This is a genomic window from Pseudonocardia sp. GCM10023141, from assembly GCF_042653605.1.
Window position 1 is genome coordinate 97,982 of record NZ_JBHSIR010000026.1, and the last position, 14,551, is coordinate 112,532.

Genomic DNA, 14,551 nt, shown 5'->3' on the forward strand with positions numbered 1-14,551 from the left:
GATCGACCCACCCACCGTCGCGTCGACACGTTCCCGGGCGCCAGGGAACGCCGGCCCGATCCGCGGGAACCGGTCCCGGCCTACGGCGACGGGCGACCCAACCCCGCTGCCCTCGCCTGCGCGGCTGCGGCGGCGCGGTCAGGCACCCCGAGCTTGGTGAGCACCAGCGAGACGGTGTTGGCGACGGTTTTCGGACTCAGTCCCAGCACGGCGCCGATGGACGCGTTGGCCAGTCCCGCGGCGACCCGGTCGAGCACCTCCCGCTCACGCCCGCTGAGCTGCGGGAACGGTGGCGGTTGCCGCACCGGTGGCGCCTGCAGCAACGCGAGCACGGCCGCGGCCACGCCGGGCCCGAACACGGCCTGCCCGGCGGTGACGGCATGGATCGCGGCCACGACGTCGGCGCCGTCGGCCTCCTTGAGCAGGTACCCGCGAGCGCCGGCCCGCACCGCCGCCAGCAACGACGCGTCATCGTCCGACATGGTCAGCACGATCACCGCAGGCGGGTCCGTTGCGGCGACGATCCGCCGGGTGGCCTCGATGCCGTCCATGCGGGGCATCGCCAGATCCATCAGCACGGCCTGGGGGCGGCAGTCCCTGGCCACATGCACCGCCTCGACGCCGTCGGCGGCGACGCCCACCACCTCGATGTCGGGTCTCGTGGCGAGGAGTGCTCGCAGCCCGTCGCGGACCACGGCGTGATCGTCGACCAGCAGCACCCGGACGGGCCCGGTCACGGCGGGCCCGCCGGGAGGTGCGCATGCACGCGGGTGCCGCCGAGCTCCGACGCGGCCACGTCGCACCAGCCGCCGAGCTCCGCCGCACGCTCGGCCATCGACGTCCGTCCGAAACCCGCTGCGGCCCCCGCCGTCCCGATCCCGTCGTCGTCGACCTGCACGTCGAGGCCCCCGAACCGGCGGGTCAGCGTGATCGTGCAGCGGGAGGCCGCCGAGTGGCGGGCCACGTTGGTCAGCGCCTCCGCGACGATCGCGTGCGCCGCACCCTCGCGCGCGGCGTCGAGCTCCCCGAGATCACCGGCGTCGACCCGCACGGCCAGCCCCGGGCCGTCGTGGCGGGCCGCCAGCTCGCGCAGTGCCCCCACCAGCCCGAACGGCTCGACGGGGGCCGGTCGCAACGTGCTGGCCACCCGGCGGACCAGCTGCACCGCCTCCCGGACCTGCGCCCGCGCCTGCGCGATCACGTCGGTGTCACCCGCCGCGGCCCCCACCGCGTCGAGGGTGAACCCCAGTCCGGACAGGACCGGACCGACGCCGTCGTGCAGGTCACGGGCGATCCGGCGCCGCTCCTGCTCCCGCGCCGCCAGCAGCTCGGTGTGGGCGGCCAGCAGCTGCGACGCACGGTGGGCGGCCGCCACCGCGGCACCGGCACTCGCGGCGAGGTCGGTCAGCAGCGACCGATCCCCCGCGTCGAGAACGCCACGCGCGGCCACCTCGATGCTGCCCAGCACGGCGCCCTGGAACTGCAGTGCCACCCGCTCGGTGGTCGTACCCCCGGCGGCACCGGCGATCGCATGGCGCAGCGGCGTGCCCGCGGACGCGAGCTCGACCCGGACGGAGGTGACCGGGAGCGCCGCGTGCACGACGGTGGCCACGGCGGCCAGCACGTCGTCGGGTCCGGACGCGCCGGCCAGCCGGTGCGCGAGCCCGGCCAGCGCCTGGGCCGGGCTGCCGCGCCGTCCGTGCAGCAGCCTGCTGACCCGGCCGCCCAGCCACCGGTGCACCAGCGGCGTGAGCAGTCCCAGCCCCACCGCGACGGCGACGGTCGGCACCGGACCGGTACCGAGCAGTGCGCGCAGCCCGAGCACCGCAGCCGTCAGCGCCGTCGCGAGCACGACCGCGGACAGCAACCGCCGCAGCAGCCCGTCGAGCGCGAGGAGGTCGTGGCGCAGGATCGCGATGCTGCAGGCCAGCGGCAACGCCAGCGATGCCCCGAACCCGACCACGGTGGCGGCCGCTGCCGGCAGCCACGGCTCCACGATGCGCCCGATCGCGAAGATCCACATCCCGAGCGCGACCCACGCCACCTGGGCCCGCTGCTGCCCGCCGGCCAGCACGAACCGGTGTACCAGGCTCAGCAGAGCCACCGCACAGCAGACCACCCAGGCGACCGCGGCGACGTCGCTCCAGCCCGTGACCGGGCCCAGCGCCGCCACCGCCGCGATGTTCGGCGGCTCACCCGGAGCAGCCGGGGCCAGCGCCACCGCGACCGGGAGCGCGACCACCACGACCGCGACCAGCCACGCGATCGGCCGCCACCCCGGATGCGGCAACCGGCCGTCGGGCAGCACCATCGGGAGCAGCGTCAGCACCGGGGCCAGCCCCACGAGCCAGATCCAGCGGGTGGCCCACAGCGCCCACTCGGCGCCCGGCAACCCGGCCGAACCGGCCAGCAACGCGTAGTTGCCGCAGACGGCCGAGACAGCGATCAGCGCGGGTGTGAGGCACAGCAGTCCCGCACGATTGCCCGGTTGGCGTGCGAGCACGAGCGCGCCGAGGCCGGTGAAGCCGAGCACGAACACGGCATCGCCTGCCAGGTAGTCGCTGCGGCCGGTGAGGTCGGTGACGCCGAGCCCGGTGAACGCCCCGACCACGACCCAGGCGCAGCAGGCGCCGAACACCGCCCAGCCCGCAACCCCGCGGATCCGGCGGCGGGCGGTGGTGGCCACCGGAACATGGTGCCGCCCGACGGGTCCCGGTGTCCCGGGAAAGTGCTCCCGATCCGTCGGGATCAGCGCGATCGGACCACGGCGTCGTCCTCGAACATTTCGAGGTCCAGCAGGCTCCGCAGCCCCGCGGCCCCGGCTTCGGTGAGCCGGACCGCCCGCCCGTCACCGCGCCGCCGGGTCCAGCCGCGTTCCTGCAGCACCGTGCGGATGTGCGCGCCGGCCTGACCACCGAGATGGGTGCGCCGCTCGGTCCAGTCCAGACAGTCACGTGCCACCGGTCGCCGCGACCGCGCCGGCTCGAACCCCAGCTCGGAGCGCATCCAGGCGAGCCCGGCGGCGCTGAGGGCGAACCCGCCGTCACGCACCAGCAGCCTGCGGTCGACGAGCGCGTCGGTGATCCCGACGCCGAGCCGCCCGGCGAGGTGGTCGTAACACGTACGGCCGCCGGCGAGCGCGGCCGACGCATGCACCGCGCGCAGTCCGACCGGCCGCTCCGCCTGCGGAGCCGCGTGCGCGGCGAGCGCCTCGACGAGGTGCGCCACCTCCGCGGAGGCGAGCCGGACGTAGCGGTGCCTGCCCTGCCGCTCCTCGGCCAGCAACCCGCCGGCCACGAGCTTGCCGAGGTGCTCGCTCGCGGTGGGGGGCCGCACCCCGGCCAGGTCGGCGAGCTCCCCCGCCGTCCACGCGCGGCCGTCGAGCAGGGCGAGGCAGAACCGGGCCCGCGTGCGGTCGGCGAGCAGCGACGCGAGGTCCGCGAGTGCAGTGGCTGCGCTCATGTCCCCCATCGTGGCACCGGGACGGTTCGGTGCCCACCGAACCGACACCGCCCTACCGTCGCAACATGGATCCCACCATCACCGGCTGCGCGGTGCCGGCCGCGCTCGACTCCCCCGTCCCGGCCGTGCCGGCCGCGACCGCGGGCGTCGCCTGGCTGCGCGCGCACGTCGCCCGGTTCAGCAGCGGTGCCACCCACCGGCGGCGGCGCGAACTGGTTGCCGCCCTGCTCGCCGACATCGACCCGGCCGGGCTGCAGCAGCGGGCGGCCCGCGACGGCGGCCATCCCGCGGCGGTGCTGGCTGCGGCGCTGGGCGTGCCCGCCGCGGTGGCCGACATCCGTGCCGTCGCGGCCTGCTACCAGCCGCACGTCCGCACCACCCCCACGGCCGACGCGGCGCTGGCCCGGCTCGTCGACGCCTGCGGTGGTCGCTGGGACGAACCGACCGCGGCCCGCATCGGCCTGCTGGTGCAGGCCTGCGACGCCACCGCGACGCTGGTCCGGACGGCCCGCGAGCGCGGTGTCGGCGCCGCCACCGTGCTGCGTGACGACCCGCCGGTGCGCTTGACCCGGCGCGTGGGCATGCTGGTCGACCTCGCCTCGGCCGGGCTGCCGTTCGGGGCCGGACCCCACGGATGTCCCGGACGCGAGCACGCACTCGCTCTGGCCGACGCTCTGATCGGGAGGACCGACGCATGACGCCCTACCGCACCTTCGCCGCCCTGCATGCCGCCGCCGAGCCCCTGCTGCTGCCCAACGCCTGGGACGTCGCTTCCGCGCTCGCGCTCAGCGAGGCCGGCTTCCCCGCCATCGGGACGACGAGCCTCGGCGTCGCCGCCGCAGCCGGCGTGCCCGACGCCGCCGGGCTGGCGCGCGACGCCACCGCGGCGCTCGGCCGGACACTGGCCAGGTTGCCGGTGCCGATCACGGTCGACATCGAGTCGGGGTTCAGCACCGATCCCGGCGCGGTCGTGGCGCTGGCCGTCGAGCTGGCCGAGCACGGGGTGGCGGGTGTCAACCTGGAGGACTCCCCCGGCGGCGCGCTCGCCGACGTCGGCGAGCGCGCCCGCCTGGTGCGCGCGATCAAGGACGCCGTTCCGGAGCTGTTCCTCAACGCGCGCACAGACACGCACTGGCTGGACGCGACCGCTCCCGTCGCCGACGCGGTCGCACGGATCCGGGCCTACGCCGACGCCGGCGCCGACGGGGTGTTCGTGCCCGCGATCGCGGAACCGGCGGATGTCGAGGCCGTGGTCGGCGCCGTCGACGTGCCGGTCAACGTGCTGTTCCTACCCGGCCGCACCACGGTCGCCGGGCTGGCCGAGCTCGGCGTGCGGCGGATCAGCACCGGCTCCTACCTGTTCCGCGCGACGCTGGGTGCACTGCTCCACACGGCCGCAGCCGTCCGCTCCGGCACACCGTTGCCCGCCGAGGTGCCGCCATACGCCGAGATCGAGCGGCGGACGGCCACCCTCGACGCCTGACGGCCAGTAGAGTTCGCCGTCCGCCGTCGGCCTGGCCCGTGGAGGGACCGTGGACGTCACCGAGATCAATCCGAGCATCATCGAGCAGTTCCGTGCCGGAGGCGAGATCGACGGCATGCACCGGGAACGGCTGCTGCTGCTCACCACCGTCGGGCGGCGCAGTGGCCGTTCCGTCACCACGCCGATGATGTTCCACCGCGACGGGGAGCGGCTGCTCGTCATCGCCTCCAACATGGGGGCACCGCGCGATCCGGACTGGTACCGCAACCTCGTCGCCGACCCGAACGTCACGGTGGAGGTGGGCGACGAGTCCTACGCAGCGGCCGCCAGCACCGTCGAGGGGGCCGACCGCGACGCCATGTGGACCATGCTCAAGCAGCACTACCCGTTCTTCGCCGACCACGAGCGGGCCACCGAGCGCACGATCCCCGTGGTCGCGCTCAGCCGGAGCTGATCGCCCGGCATCACGGCCGCAGGTACCAGGCGAAGAAGTCGCGGCTCGACGGCGCGAAGTAGTGGTCCGGCGGCACCTTCTCGGCCGGGAAGAGCCGGAAACCCTGCGGGGTGCCGTGCTCGGCCCCGGTGAAGTAGGCGCCGCTGACCCAGTCCGGGTTGATGTCGAGCTCCATGCCGCGCGTCACGCCCGCGTCCCGCAGCACGGCGCCCAGGCTGCACACCGACAGTGCCGGTCCTCCGACGTACACGAGCAGCCCACCTGCGGTGATCCCGAACGCGGAGCGCTGGATGAACGCCGCCTGCCCCAGCGTGTTGCCCCACTGGGCCTGCCCGCCGGTGGCGCAGCTCGGGGCGACCTGCCCGCCGTCGACGAGCAGCTGCAGGTTCTGCCGAACGCTCGCGACCTGCGGGGTCATCCGCACCTCCCGGCCCCACGAACCCACGTCGGCCCGGCCGTCGGTGTAGATCACCAGGCTGGCCGCGCCCGGGACGAGCGGTGCCACCGTGCGGCCCTCGCTGAGGTAGCCGTTGTGGCTGGGGTCGTTGAGCCGGAAGCCGCCGTTGAACACCGCCGCGAGGTTCGTGCCCGCGGCCCCGGCCAGCGACGTGGCCGCCTGCCACGTGCCACCGGGATCGCGGGTGCCGGGATGCAGTTCTCCGCGGACCAGTGCAGGGTCCATCCGCATGACGCCCACGACGAAGGACGTGTGCTGCGGATCGGGGCGCAGCTCTGCCACCTGGACGGCGGGCTTGCCACCGGCGGCCACCACGGTCGTCCAGACGCCCTCGCCGGGCAGCCGCGGACCGTCGGCGAGCGGGACCAGCGGTTCGGGCAGGCGCTCCAGTGCCGAGTCGCCGGGCCGGGTGGCAGGAACGGCGCCGGCAGCGAGCGGGATGCCGCCTGCCGGGACTCCGCCGAGCCGGGGCGGATCGCGGTCGTACTGCAGCGCCTCGAGCCAGCTGACCAGCCCGTTCATGCCGTGGTCGCGACCCCACTCCGCGAGCTTCGCCGCGGAGCTGTCGGACCCGGGCACGCCGAGTGCGTCGGCCGTGGCGGCGGCAACCACGATCTGGAGCACCACCGCGAGCGCGAGGACGACCGCACGCCGATCGACGCGTGCCAGATCCCGCTCGCTCCGCTTCACCCCATCGTTGGTACAGCATCGGCGAAACGCGGTGCCGGGTGCCTGTCGATCCGGCCCGATCCCGTTCGTGTGGAGCGTGGAAGGTCGATCGGTCCGCAAGGAGGAAGCCATGAAGTACTACCTGCTCAGCATCTACCAGCCCGACACCGAACCCCCGGCGCCCGAGGTGCTGGACCCGATCATGCGTGATCTCGACGCCCTGAACGGCGAGATGCGCGACGCCGGCGTCTGGGTGTTCGCGGGCGGCCTGTTCCCGCCGAGCACCGCCACCGTCCTGCAGCCGCGGGCCGGCGAGGTGATCACCACGGACGGGCCCTTCACCGAGGGCAAGGAACACCTCGGTGGCTTCACCGTGATCAAGGTCGAGGACCTCGACGAGGCACTCCGCTGGGGCCGGAAGCTGACGGCGGTGCTCGGCGGGCTCACCGTCGAGGTCCGGCCGTTCGCGGGTGTCGTCGACTGATGCCCGTCTCCCCGGCCGATATCGATCGGGTGTTCCGCCAGGAGCACGGGCGGGCGGTCGCGGTGCTGGTGCGCGTCTTCGGTGACATCGACATCGCCGAGGACGCGGTCCAGGAGGCGTTCGTGGCTGCCGTGCAGCGGTGGCCGTCCGACGAGCTGCCGCCCAGCCCGGCCGGCTGGATCATCACGACGGCCCGCAACCGGGCGATCGACCGGCTGCGCCGGGAGAGCACCCGCGACCACCGGCAGGTCCAGGCCGCGCTGCTGCATGCGCACGACGACGAGATCGACCCAGCGGAGGAGAGCGCCGTGCAGGACGACCGGCTGCGCCTGATCTTCACCTGCTGTCACCCCGCACTGGCCGACAGCGCCCGGGTCGCACTGACGCTGCGGCTGCTCGGCGGGCTGACCACCACCGAGATCGCCCACGCGTTCCTCGTACCGGAGCCGACGATGGCGCAACGGCTCGTACGGGCGAAGGGCAAGATCCGCGACGCCGGCATCCCGTACCGCGTGCCGTACGAGGCCGATCTCCCGGAGCGGCTGCGCGCCGTGCTCGCCGTCGTCTACCTGATCTTCAACGAGGGCTACACGGCGAGCTCGGGCGAGCGGCTCGGCCGCGAGGACCTGTGCCGCGAGGCCATCCGCCTCGGCAGGCTGCTCGCCGAGCTGATGCCCGACGAACCCGAGGTCTGGGGCCTGCTGGCACTGATGCTGCTCATCGAGTCCCGGCGACCCGCGCGCACCGCGGCCGGCGGCGAGATCGTGCTGCTGGCCGACCAGGACCGCGCTCGCTGGGACCGCGCCATGATCGCGGAAGGGCAGGCCGTGGTGCGCGCCTGCCTGCGCCGCAACATGCCGGGTCCCTACCAGATCCAGGCCGCGATCAACGCGGTGCACAGCGATGCGACCAGCACCGCCACCACGGACTGGCGGCAGATCGTGGCGCTCTACGACCAGCTCATGGCGGTGGCCCCGACACCGGTCGCGGCGCTCAACCGGGCGGTCGCGGTGGCCGAGGTGGACGGTCCGGAGGTCGCGCTGGAACTCGTGGACGCGCTGCGCGTCGACCTGGATCGCCTCCACGTCCTGCACGCGGTCCGCGCCGACCTGCTGCGCCGGGTGGGGCGCCGTGCCGAGGCGTCCGACGCCTATGCAGCGGCCGAAACCCGCACGGCGAACGAGACCGAGCAGGCGTTCCTGCGGCGCAGGCGGGCGGAGCTGGACGCCTGACGCTCACCCCGCGCCCGCCCGGCGCGGTGGCCATCGGGTTGGCGCGGTGCGTTGCCGTCACTACCCGCGCAGGAAGGCCGCCAGGTGCGGCTGCACCGCGTCGGCATGGGTGAGGCTGAGGAAGTGGGCGCCGCCGTCGATGGCCACGTACTGGCCCTTCGGGACTCCCGCCGCCAGCTCCTGGCCGCGCTCGACGGGGTAGGCCGCGTCCGCGGTGCCGTGCAGCACCAGCACCGGGCACGTCACCTCACCGAGCCGCTCGAGCACGCTGTCGCGCTCGACCAGCGCCGTGAGCGTGCGGTCGAAGCGGTCGCCGTCGACGGTGCGCCACTTGGCCTTCCAGTCGGTGGCGTCGTAGTCACCCAGGCAGATCGCGGCCACGGTGTCGACGAGCTGGTCGGCCGGACCGTTGGCCACCCAGGCCTCGGCGAGCTGCCGGTAGGCGGCCGCGACCTGCGGATCCTCGGCGGCGGCCGACGTGCCCAGCGCGACGATGCCGGTGACCCGGTCCGGGTCGGTGAGCGCCATTCGCAGCGCGACGAACCCGCCCTGGCTGGTGCCGATGACCGTGGCGCGGTCGATGCGGAGGTGATCGAGCAGGCCGAGCACGTCGCGGGCGACGTCCCAGTAGTCGAACGGCGCGGTGGCGGGGGTGCCGCCGTGGCCGCGCTCGTCGACGGCGATGAGCCGGTGGTCCGCGCCGAACGCCGCCACCTGCGGGGCGAACATCTCGACGTCCATCAGGAAGCTGTGCAGCAGCACCACGACCGGCCCGTCGCCACCGTGGTCGGTGTAGCTCAGCTGCTGCCCGCCGTTGACCGTCGTCATTGCCGATCCCATGACCGCTCCCGTTCCCGAGTGAGACACCAAAGGAATTTGTCTCACAGATCGGCGTCGTTGACAATGAGCGGGTGAGTCCCACCGCCGACGACGTCGTGCGTGCCGCCACCCGGCACTACCTCGCCGGCACGGCCATCGACATGTCGTCGCTGGCCGCCGAGCTCGGGCTCGGCCGCGCCACGCTGTACCGGCGCGTCGGCAACCGCGAGCAGCTCATCTCCCGGGTGCTGGCCGAGCGGACGGCCCACACCTTCGGCGAGGTCGACCGGAGGGTCGGCGGGGCCGGGCTGCCACGCATCCTCGCCGTGCTCGAACAGTTCATGAACGCGGTGATCGCCGCCAGGCCGCTGCGGACGCTCACCGCGCGGGATCCGCTGCTGTTCATCGGCGTCGTCATGGCGCCCGGGCCGGTGGAGGCGTGCGCCACCGACCTGATCACGGGCCTGTTGGACGAGCAGGTGCGGGCCGGAGCGCTGACGTTGCGGATCGCGAGCGACGTGCTCGCGCAGGCAGTGGTCCGCATCGCCGACTCCTACATGTACTCGCACCTGCTCGGCGGCCGGGAACCCGAGCTCCACAAGGCACTGGCCGTGATCACGCTGATGCTGGAGTCGGCGCAGGAGCGCTGACCACCCGTGCGGGACGGTCGGCCGGAAGTACGAGGCGGGCCGGCCGGCTTCTGACCTGCGGGGGAGGTCCAGCTGGGCGGTGCGGGCGATCGTTGCGGCATGGACTTCCCCTCCCCGCCGTCGCGGTGCTCCGCATGATCGGCCCCGCGGCATCGGCTCTGCTCGCCGAGACCCGGCGCCGGCCCGGCCGGCTGTTCCTGACCGGGCTGGCGATCCTGGTGGCGACGACCTTCGCGGCCGGGACGCTGCTGCTCAATGACAGCCTGCGCGGGTTCGTCGGCGCGAGCACCCAGGAAACCCCCGGCGGCGCCGCTGCCGTGGTGCGCACCGACCTGCTGCCCACACCGCCGGTCGACCCCGCCCGGCTGGTCGCGACCGTCGCCGCCGCGCCGGGGGCCGCGGGTGCCGTCGGGTTCTGGACGGCGGCGCTGCCGGTCAGCGGTGCGGGCCCGACCACCGAGTGGGAGGTGTCCTCGGATCCGATGACCGGCCCACTGACCCGGCTGACCGCGCCGCCGGTGACCGGCACCCTCCCCACCGAGCCGGACCAGGTGGTGGTCGGCAAGGCGACGGCGGGACGGGCGGGACTCGCCCCCGGCTCGATGCTCACGGTCGCGTCGAGCACCGGGACACCACGCACGGTCGTCGTCACCGCCGTCGTGGACGTCGCGATCGACGGTGTCAACACCTTCCTCGGCTTCCCCGCCACCATCGCGGCACTGGGAGCGGGCCTGGAGCAGATCGACGTGGCCCCGGCACCGGGCATCGACGACACCACGCTGGTCGAGCGCATCGGGTCCGCGATCCACGCCCCCGCCGCGGTCCGCACCGCGTCGGACCAGCGCGTGACCGAGGCGCAGCAGGCATCGAGCGCCGCCACCGCAGTGCTCGTCGGGGTCGGGGCGTTCGCGGGGCTCGCCGTGGTCGCGGCAGCGGTCGTCGTCGCGTCGACGTTCCGGATCGTGCTCGCCCAGCGCCGCACCCAGCTCGCGCTGCTGCGCTGCGTCGGCGCCCGGCGGCGGCAGGTGATCGGGGCGGTGCTCGCGGAGGCGGTGGTGTCGGGCCTGGTCGCGGGCGTGATCGGGGTGGCGGTCGCCGTGCTCGGCGGGTACGGGCTGGTGGGCGGCGCGCACGCGCTGGGCATCGACGCGGTGCCTGCGCTCGTGGTGTCGTGGCCCGGCATGGCCGGCTGCCTGCTCGGTGCGGTGCTCGCGACGGTGCTCGCCGCGCTGGCGCCCGCGCTGGCGGCGTCACGGATCCCGCCGGTCGCGGCGCTGAGCGCCGCCGCGGCGGGTGAGTCCGGCTCACCACCGCCCGGTCGGCGACTGCTGGCGGCGGGCGCGCCGGCCGCCGTGGCCATCGCGGGCGCCGTGGCCGCGCTGGGGATCGGGCGGGGGCCCGACACGATGGTCGTCGCCACCATCACGCTCGCCGCCTCCGGGATGACGGCCTTCGCCGCGCTCGTCGCGGCCGGTCCGGTGCTGGTACGCGCGCTCGCGGCCACGCTGGGCCGGGCGGTGGCGGCCGTCGGTCGCGGCCCCGGCAGGCTCGCCGTCGCCAACGCGACGCAGGTGCCCCGCCGCACCGCGGCGACCATCGCGGTGCTCGCGCTCGGGGTCGGGCTGACCTCGGCGCTGCTCGTGGCGCTCGCCTCGGCCGAGGCGGCGTCGGAGCGCAGCGTCGCCGCGCTGTTCCCCGGCGACATCGCGATCAGCGCCACCGACCTGCCGGGGATGGCGCAACGCCTGGCCGCCGACCCCGCGCTGGTGGTCGTGACGACCGACGGCCAATCGGTCTACGTGGACCCGGCCGCAGGCGTGGACGGTGCCGCGGCCCGGCACGCCGTGGAGACGGCCGTGACCGGGCGGCCCGGCGTGATCGTGCAGTACGCCGCGGACGTGCGTTCCGAGGTGGAGACGGCGATCCTGACGATGCGGCTGATCGGGCTCGCGCTCGTCGGGATGACGATGCTGGTGGCGGTGGTGGGGGTCGCGGTCACGCTGATGCTCTCGGTCACCGAGCGCACCCGCGAGACGGGGCTGCTGCGCGCCGTCGGGCTCTCCCGGCCGGGGGTGCGGGCGATGGTGGCGTGGGAGGCCGCGCTGAGCGGGCTGGGCGCCGCGGCGGTCGGCGCCGTGCTCGGCGCGGGGTACGGCGTCATGGGCACCCGGGTGCTCGGTGTCGGCGACGGCTTCGACGTCGCGGCATTGCCGTCGCTCGGCGGGCTGGTGCTGGGTGTCGTGCTGCTGGCGGTACTGGCGGCAGCGGTCCCGGCGGCACGGGCCGGCCGCGTCCCCCCGATCCGGGCACTGCAGGACTAGCCGGACCTGACGCACATCGTGAGGGGCCGGCGCACACCGTTGACGGTGTGCGCGAGCCCCTGGCGGTGTGCGTCAGCTGCCTTGACGGTCAGGCCCCACAGGGTTCGGTCTGGCCGGGCTTCGTGGACCGGCCGCAGTAGGTGTCGCCGTCGGACGGCGGCGTGCCGGGCGGGGGTTCAAGCCGGCCCAGCGGCGTCACCACCAGCCGGCCGCCGGCGTCGACGATGGCCGTGGCCTGCTCGCCCGCGAGCGGGAAGTACGGATCCAGCTGGGTGTGGTCGGCGGCGGAGAGCTGCATCACCGCGTCGTTGTCCCCGAGGTAGGAGACCCGGACGTAGGTGATCAGCACGGTGTCGGGTCCCGTGCCCGGCACCACCTTCAGATCCGACTGGAACGCGCAGTCCGGCGACGTGCCACACGGGGTGTAGGTGCGTTGCGTGGCGTGGCCCGTGCCGTCGGCCCTGATCACGAACGCCGTGACGTGCCGCGTCCAGTTGTCGACGAACGCCGCCGGGACACCCGCGGGCGCCTGCGCCTTCGAGGTGACCGGGGCGACGACCGTGGTCGACACCGCGGCACCGGTTGTCGGCACCGTCGTGGCGGTCGGATCGACCGGGCCGCCGTGCCCGGCGATGCCGCTGCCGCATCCGGCGACCGTTGCGGCGAGCACCACCGCACAGCACACCCGCATGACGGTTCGCACGGGGCGCCCTCAGATGTTGGTGCTGTTGGGGATGAGCGAGGGCTGCAGGTAGTTGTAGGACCGCGAGCGGCGCTTGTTGCGGGCCACGATCTCCTCCTCGACGGCGCCCAGCTCGGTACGGAACCGGCGCGCCGGGGCCGCCACCGCGCTGGACCGGAAGTCGTCACCGTAGTCACCGAGCACGGTGTGGTGCACCGATCCGAGGAAGTTCATCACGCAGGACTGCTGCACGGCGACGTCCAACGGTGGCAGGTTCGCCAGCCAGTCCCGCTCGGTGTGGCCCATGCCCTTGGGCTCCTCGGTGAACCCGGCGAGCGGGTTGGCCGGCAGGAACGCCATGTGGTCCTTCTGCGCGAAGTTGACCGCGGCGTGCTGCGGTCCGGCCGTCCAGACGACCATCGTGAGGATCTCGACGAGGTCCTGGCGATCGCCGATCTGGCCGGGGGTGGCACCGAAGTCGCGGATCTGCCCGCCGTCGGCCGCACCGACCTCCGCGGCCCATGACTGCAGCTCGTGGTCGGTGAGCACGTCGACGTCGGAGCGGTAGTAACCGCCGACGAAGTCGGTGACCCAGCTGTGGATGGCGTTCCAGATCAGCATGCCGTCATCGCGGTAGGGGTGGTGCGGCAGCAGGCTGACGCTGTCGGTGCGGGTGGCCGCGAGCCGCGTGGGCAGGTAGTTGTCGCGGAACGAGTGCTGGCTGCGGTGCTTGGCGAGCCAGGGGTAGGTGCTCTTCAGGTCGGAGCCGATCAGGTACTCCACCGCCCGGCCGGGCTGGATCAGCAGCTCCACCGCGAGCTTGTTGATCGACATCGTGCCTTCGAAGTGGCGCCGCAGCAGCACGGCGACCGGATGGTTGACCGCGAGGTTGCGCACGGCTGCGATGAGCACCGGCTCGCTCATCAGGTGCGTGAACCCCAGGTGGGTGAGCACCTCGTGGTAGGTGTTGTGGGCGGCGAGCACGCAGTTGCGCGCCAGCCGCCACGAGTAGCCGTCGGCGGGCGAGTAGATGTCGCGGCCTGCGGGGTCCTGCCCGCACTGGATGGCGAACGGCCGCAGCGGCCCGCCGCCGCGCGGCACGCAGAACGCGGCCATCGGGGCGTACATGAACTTCGGCGACTGCGGATGGGTGCCGTTGTCGAGCTCCGACATGTCGACGTAGTCGACCCAGTACACGCGCCCGGCCGCGAGGGCCTGGTCGAGATCCTCACCGAGGTGCCGGGACGTGATCGGGAACTTCGCGGGCACGTGATCCATCCGCACGAGTCGCGTGGGGTCGGGTCCGGCCACCATCATCTCGGCGAAGTACTCGTCGGACTCGAAGTCCGCCGTGGCCGGAGGCTGCTCGTGCAGGGCGAACACGTCCTGGAACGCCTTGATCGTCTTGTCCGGGTGATCACCGGTGACGCCGCCGGGCAGGGGCATGAAGTACTCGACGATGCCACCCATGTCGCCGTCCCGGACGAGCTTGGCCAGCCGGTGCGGTGCCAGCGGCTGCACGTCGTTGACGAAGTTCCACCTGCCATGGCGCTTGAGCCGCAGCAGGTTCAGCCGCGTCTCCTCCTGCTTGGCGAGCGCCTTGACCTGCCAGCCCAGCACCGGCTCATCGGCATCGCCCATGGCCGCGGACACCGGGAACCCGAAGTCCATGTTGTACCGGTACTCGCCGCGCAGTTCGGCGAGCTGCTCGCCGCGCTCACCGCGGGGATCGTTCTGGGAGATCAGGTATTCCGGCACGGCGGGCTCCCTCGGCTGGGCCGCCGGAGCGGCCGTTCAGGCACGAACGGCCGCTCCCCAGGGACCGCCCCGCCGGCCAC

The 14,551-nt window shown here is 74.0% G+C and carries 14 protein-coding genes; 7 read left to right on the plus strand and 7 right to left on the minus strand.

Going from position 1 to position 14,551, the window contains the following annotated elements; genetic code table 11:
* Nucleotides 1-80: 80 nt before the first annotated feature.
* The 3 genes from ACFPFQ_RS14560 to ACFPFQ_RS14570 form a co-directional block, all read right to left on the minus strand.
* Nucleotides 81-737 carry a response regulator transcription factor gene (locus ACFPFQ_RS14560; RefSeq protein WP_379618866.1) on the minus strand — a complete coding sequence of 219 codons (657 nt, stop codon included), beginning with the start codon at nucleotides 735-737 and terminating at the stop codon, nucleotides 81-83.
* Nucleotides 734-2,686: a sensor histidine kinase gene (locus ACFPFQ_RS14565; protein ID WP_379618868.1), complete on the minus strand. Its 1,953-nt coding sequence runs from the start codon at nucleotides 2,684-2,686 to the stop codon at nucleotides 734-736. Before ACFPFQ_RS14565 ends, ACFPFQ_RS14560 begins: the two co-directional genes overlap by 4 nt.
* 62 nt (nucleotides 2,687-2,748) lie before the next feature.
* Nucleotides 2,749-3,462, minus strand: a complete 714-nt coding sequence (locus ACFPFQ_RS14570; RefSeq protein WP_379618870.1) for an ArsR/SmtB family transcription factor — start codon at nucleotides 3,460-3,462, stop codon at nucleotides 2,749-2,751.
* 65 nt (nucleotides 3,463-3,527) lie between these two features.
* On the opposite strand from ACFPFQ_RS14570, the gene ACFPFQ_RS14575 reads away from it, so the two are divergent.
* Genes ACFPFQ_RS14575 through ACFPFQ_RS14585 form a run of 3 tightly spaced genes read left to right on the plus strand, consistent with a single transcriptional unit; the run spans nucleotide 3,528 to nucleotide 5,399 of the window.
* Complete coding sequence (locus ACFPFQ_RS14575; RefSeq protein ID WP_379618872.1) at nucleotides 3,528-4,160, plus strand: hypothetical protein; 633 nt, start codon at nucleotides 3,528-3,530, stop codon at nucleotides 4,158-4,160.
* On the plus strand, nucleotides 4,157-4,945 hold the full coding sequence (locus ACFPFQ_RS14580) for an isocitrate lyase/PEP mutase family protein (protein WP_379618874.1): 789 nt from the start codon (nucleotides 4,157-4,159) through the stop codon (nucleotides 4,943-4,945). The genes ACFPFQ_RS14575 and ACFPFQ_RS14580 overlap by 4 nt, the downstream gene beginning before the upstream one ends.
* Nucleotides 4,946-4,994: 49 nt before the next feature.
* A complete protein-coding gene (locus ACFPFQ_RS14585) occupies nucleotides 4,995-5,399 on the plus strand; it encodes a nitroreductase/quinone reductase family protein (protein ID WP_379618876.1) in 405 nt (134 codons plus the stop codon).
* Nucleotides 5,400-5,409: 10 nt separating this feature from the next.
* On the opposite strand, the gene ACFPFQ_RS14590 is transcribed toward ACFPFQ_RS14585, so the two are convergent.
* Complete coding sequence (locus ACFPFQ_RS14590) at nucleotides 5,410-6,546, minus strand: hypothetical protein (RefSeq protein ID WP_379618878.1); 1,137 nt, start codon at nucleotides 6,544-6,546, stop codon at nucleotides 5,410-5,412.
* 109 nt (nucleotides 6,547-6,655) lie between these two features.
* On the opposite strand from ACFPFQ_RS14590, the gene ACFPFQ_RS14595 reads away from it, so the two are divergent.
* Nucleotides 6,656-7,009, plus strand: coding sequence for a YciI family protein (locus tag ACFPFQ_RS14595; protein ID WP_379618880.1), 354 nt, complete (start codon nucleotides 6,656-6,658; stop codon nucleotides 7,007-7,009).
* Nucleotides 7,009-8,241: an RNA polymerase sigma factor gene (locus ACFPFQ_RS14600; RefSeq protein WP_379618882.1), complete on the plus strand. Its 1,233-nt coding sequence runs from the start codon at nucleotides 7,009-7,011 to the stop codon at nucleotides 8,239-8,241. Before ACFPFQ_RS14595 ends, ACFPFQ_RS14600 begins: the two co-directional genes overlap by 1 nt.
* A 60-nt stretch (nucleotides 8,242-8,301) precedes the next feature.
* On the opposite strand, the gene ACFPFQ_RS14605 is transcribed toward ACFPFQ_RS14600, so the two are convergent.
* Complete coding sequence (locus ACFPFQ_RS14605) at nucleotides 8,302-9,081, minus strand: alpha/beta fold hydrolase (protein ID WP_379618884.1); 780 nt, start codon at nucleotides 9,079-9,081, stop codon at nucleotides 8,302-8,304.
* Between the two features lie 71 nt (nucleotides 9,082-9,152).
* Between ACFPFQ_RS14605 and ACFPFQ_RS14610 the strand changes: the two genes are divergently transcribed.
* Nucleotides 9,153-9,710, plus strand: coding sequence for a QsdR family transcriptional regulator (locus ACFPFQ_RS14610; RefSeq protein WP_379618886.1), 558 nt, complete (start codon nucleotides 9,153-9,155; stop codon nucleotides 9,708-9,710).
* 134 nt (nucleotides 9,711-9,844) lie between these two features.
* Nucleotides 9,845-12,031 (plus strand): FtsX-like permease family protein, encoded by a 2,187-nt coding sequence (locus ACFPFQ_RS14615; RefSeq protein WP_379618888.1) that lies wholly within the window; start codon nucleotides 9,845-9,847, stop codon nucleotides 12,029-12,031.
* 88 nt (nucleotides 12,032-12,119) lie between these two features.
* Here ACFPFQ_RS14615 and ACFPFQ_RS14620 read toward each other — a convergent pair whose 3' ends face one another.
* Nucleotides 12,120-12,734 carry a hypothetical protein gene (locus ACFPFQ_RS14620; RefSeq protein ID WP_379618890.1) on the minus strand — a complete coding sequence of 205 codons (615 nt, stop codon included), beginning with the start codon at nucleotides 12,732-12,734 and terminating at the stop codon, nucleotides 12,120-12,122.
* A gap of 9 nt (nucleotides 12,735-12,743) precedes the next feature.
* Nucleotides 12,744-14,471, minus strand: a complete 1,728-nt coding sequence (locus ACFPFQ_RS14625) for a lipoxygenase family protein (RefSeq protein WP_379618892.1) — start codon at nucleotides 14,469-14,471, stop codon at nucleotides 12,744-12,746.
* Between the last annotated feature and the right edge of the window lie 80 nt (nucleotides 14,472-14,551).

Excerpts from the sequence above, each read along its gene's own strand:
- ACFPFQ_RS14570 (WP_379618870.1), bottom strand. The coding sequence starts at position 3,462 with ATGAGCGCAGCCACTGCACTCGCGGACCTCGCGTCGCTGCTCGCCGAC.
- ACFPFQ_RS14575 (WP_379618872.1), top strand. The coding sequence starts at position 3,528 with ATGGATCCCACCATCACCGGCTGCGCGGTGCCGGCCGCGCTCGACTCC.
- ACFPFQ_RS14580 (WP_379618874.1), top strand. The coding sequence starts at position 4,157 with ATGACGCCCTACCGCACCTTCGCCGCCCTGCATGCCGCCGCCGAGCCC.
- ACFPFQ_RS14595 (WP_379618880.1), top strand. The coding sequence starts at position 6,656 with ATGAAGTACTACCTGCTCAGCATCTACCAGCCCGACACCGAACCCCCG.
- ACFPFQ_RS14600 (WP_379618882.1), top strand. The coding sequence starts at position 7,009 with ATGCCCGTCTCCCCGGCCGATATCGATCGGGTGTTCCGCCAGGAGCAC.
- ACFPFQ_RS14605 (WP_379618884.1), bottom strand. The coding sequence starts at position 9,081 with ATGGGATCGGCAATGACGACGGTCAACGGCGGGCAGCAGCTGAGCTAC.
- ACFPFQ_RS14615 (WP_379618888.1), top strand. The coding sequence starts at position 9,845 with ATGATCGGCCCCGCGGCATCGGCTCTGCTCGCCGAGACCCGGCGCCGG.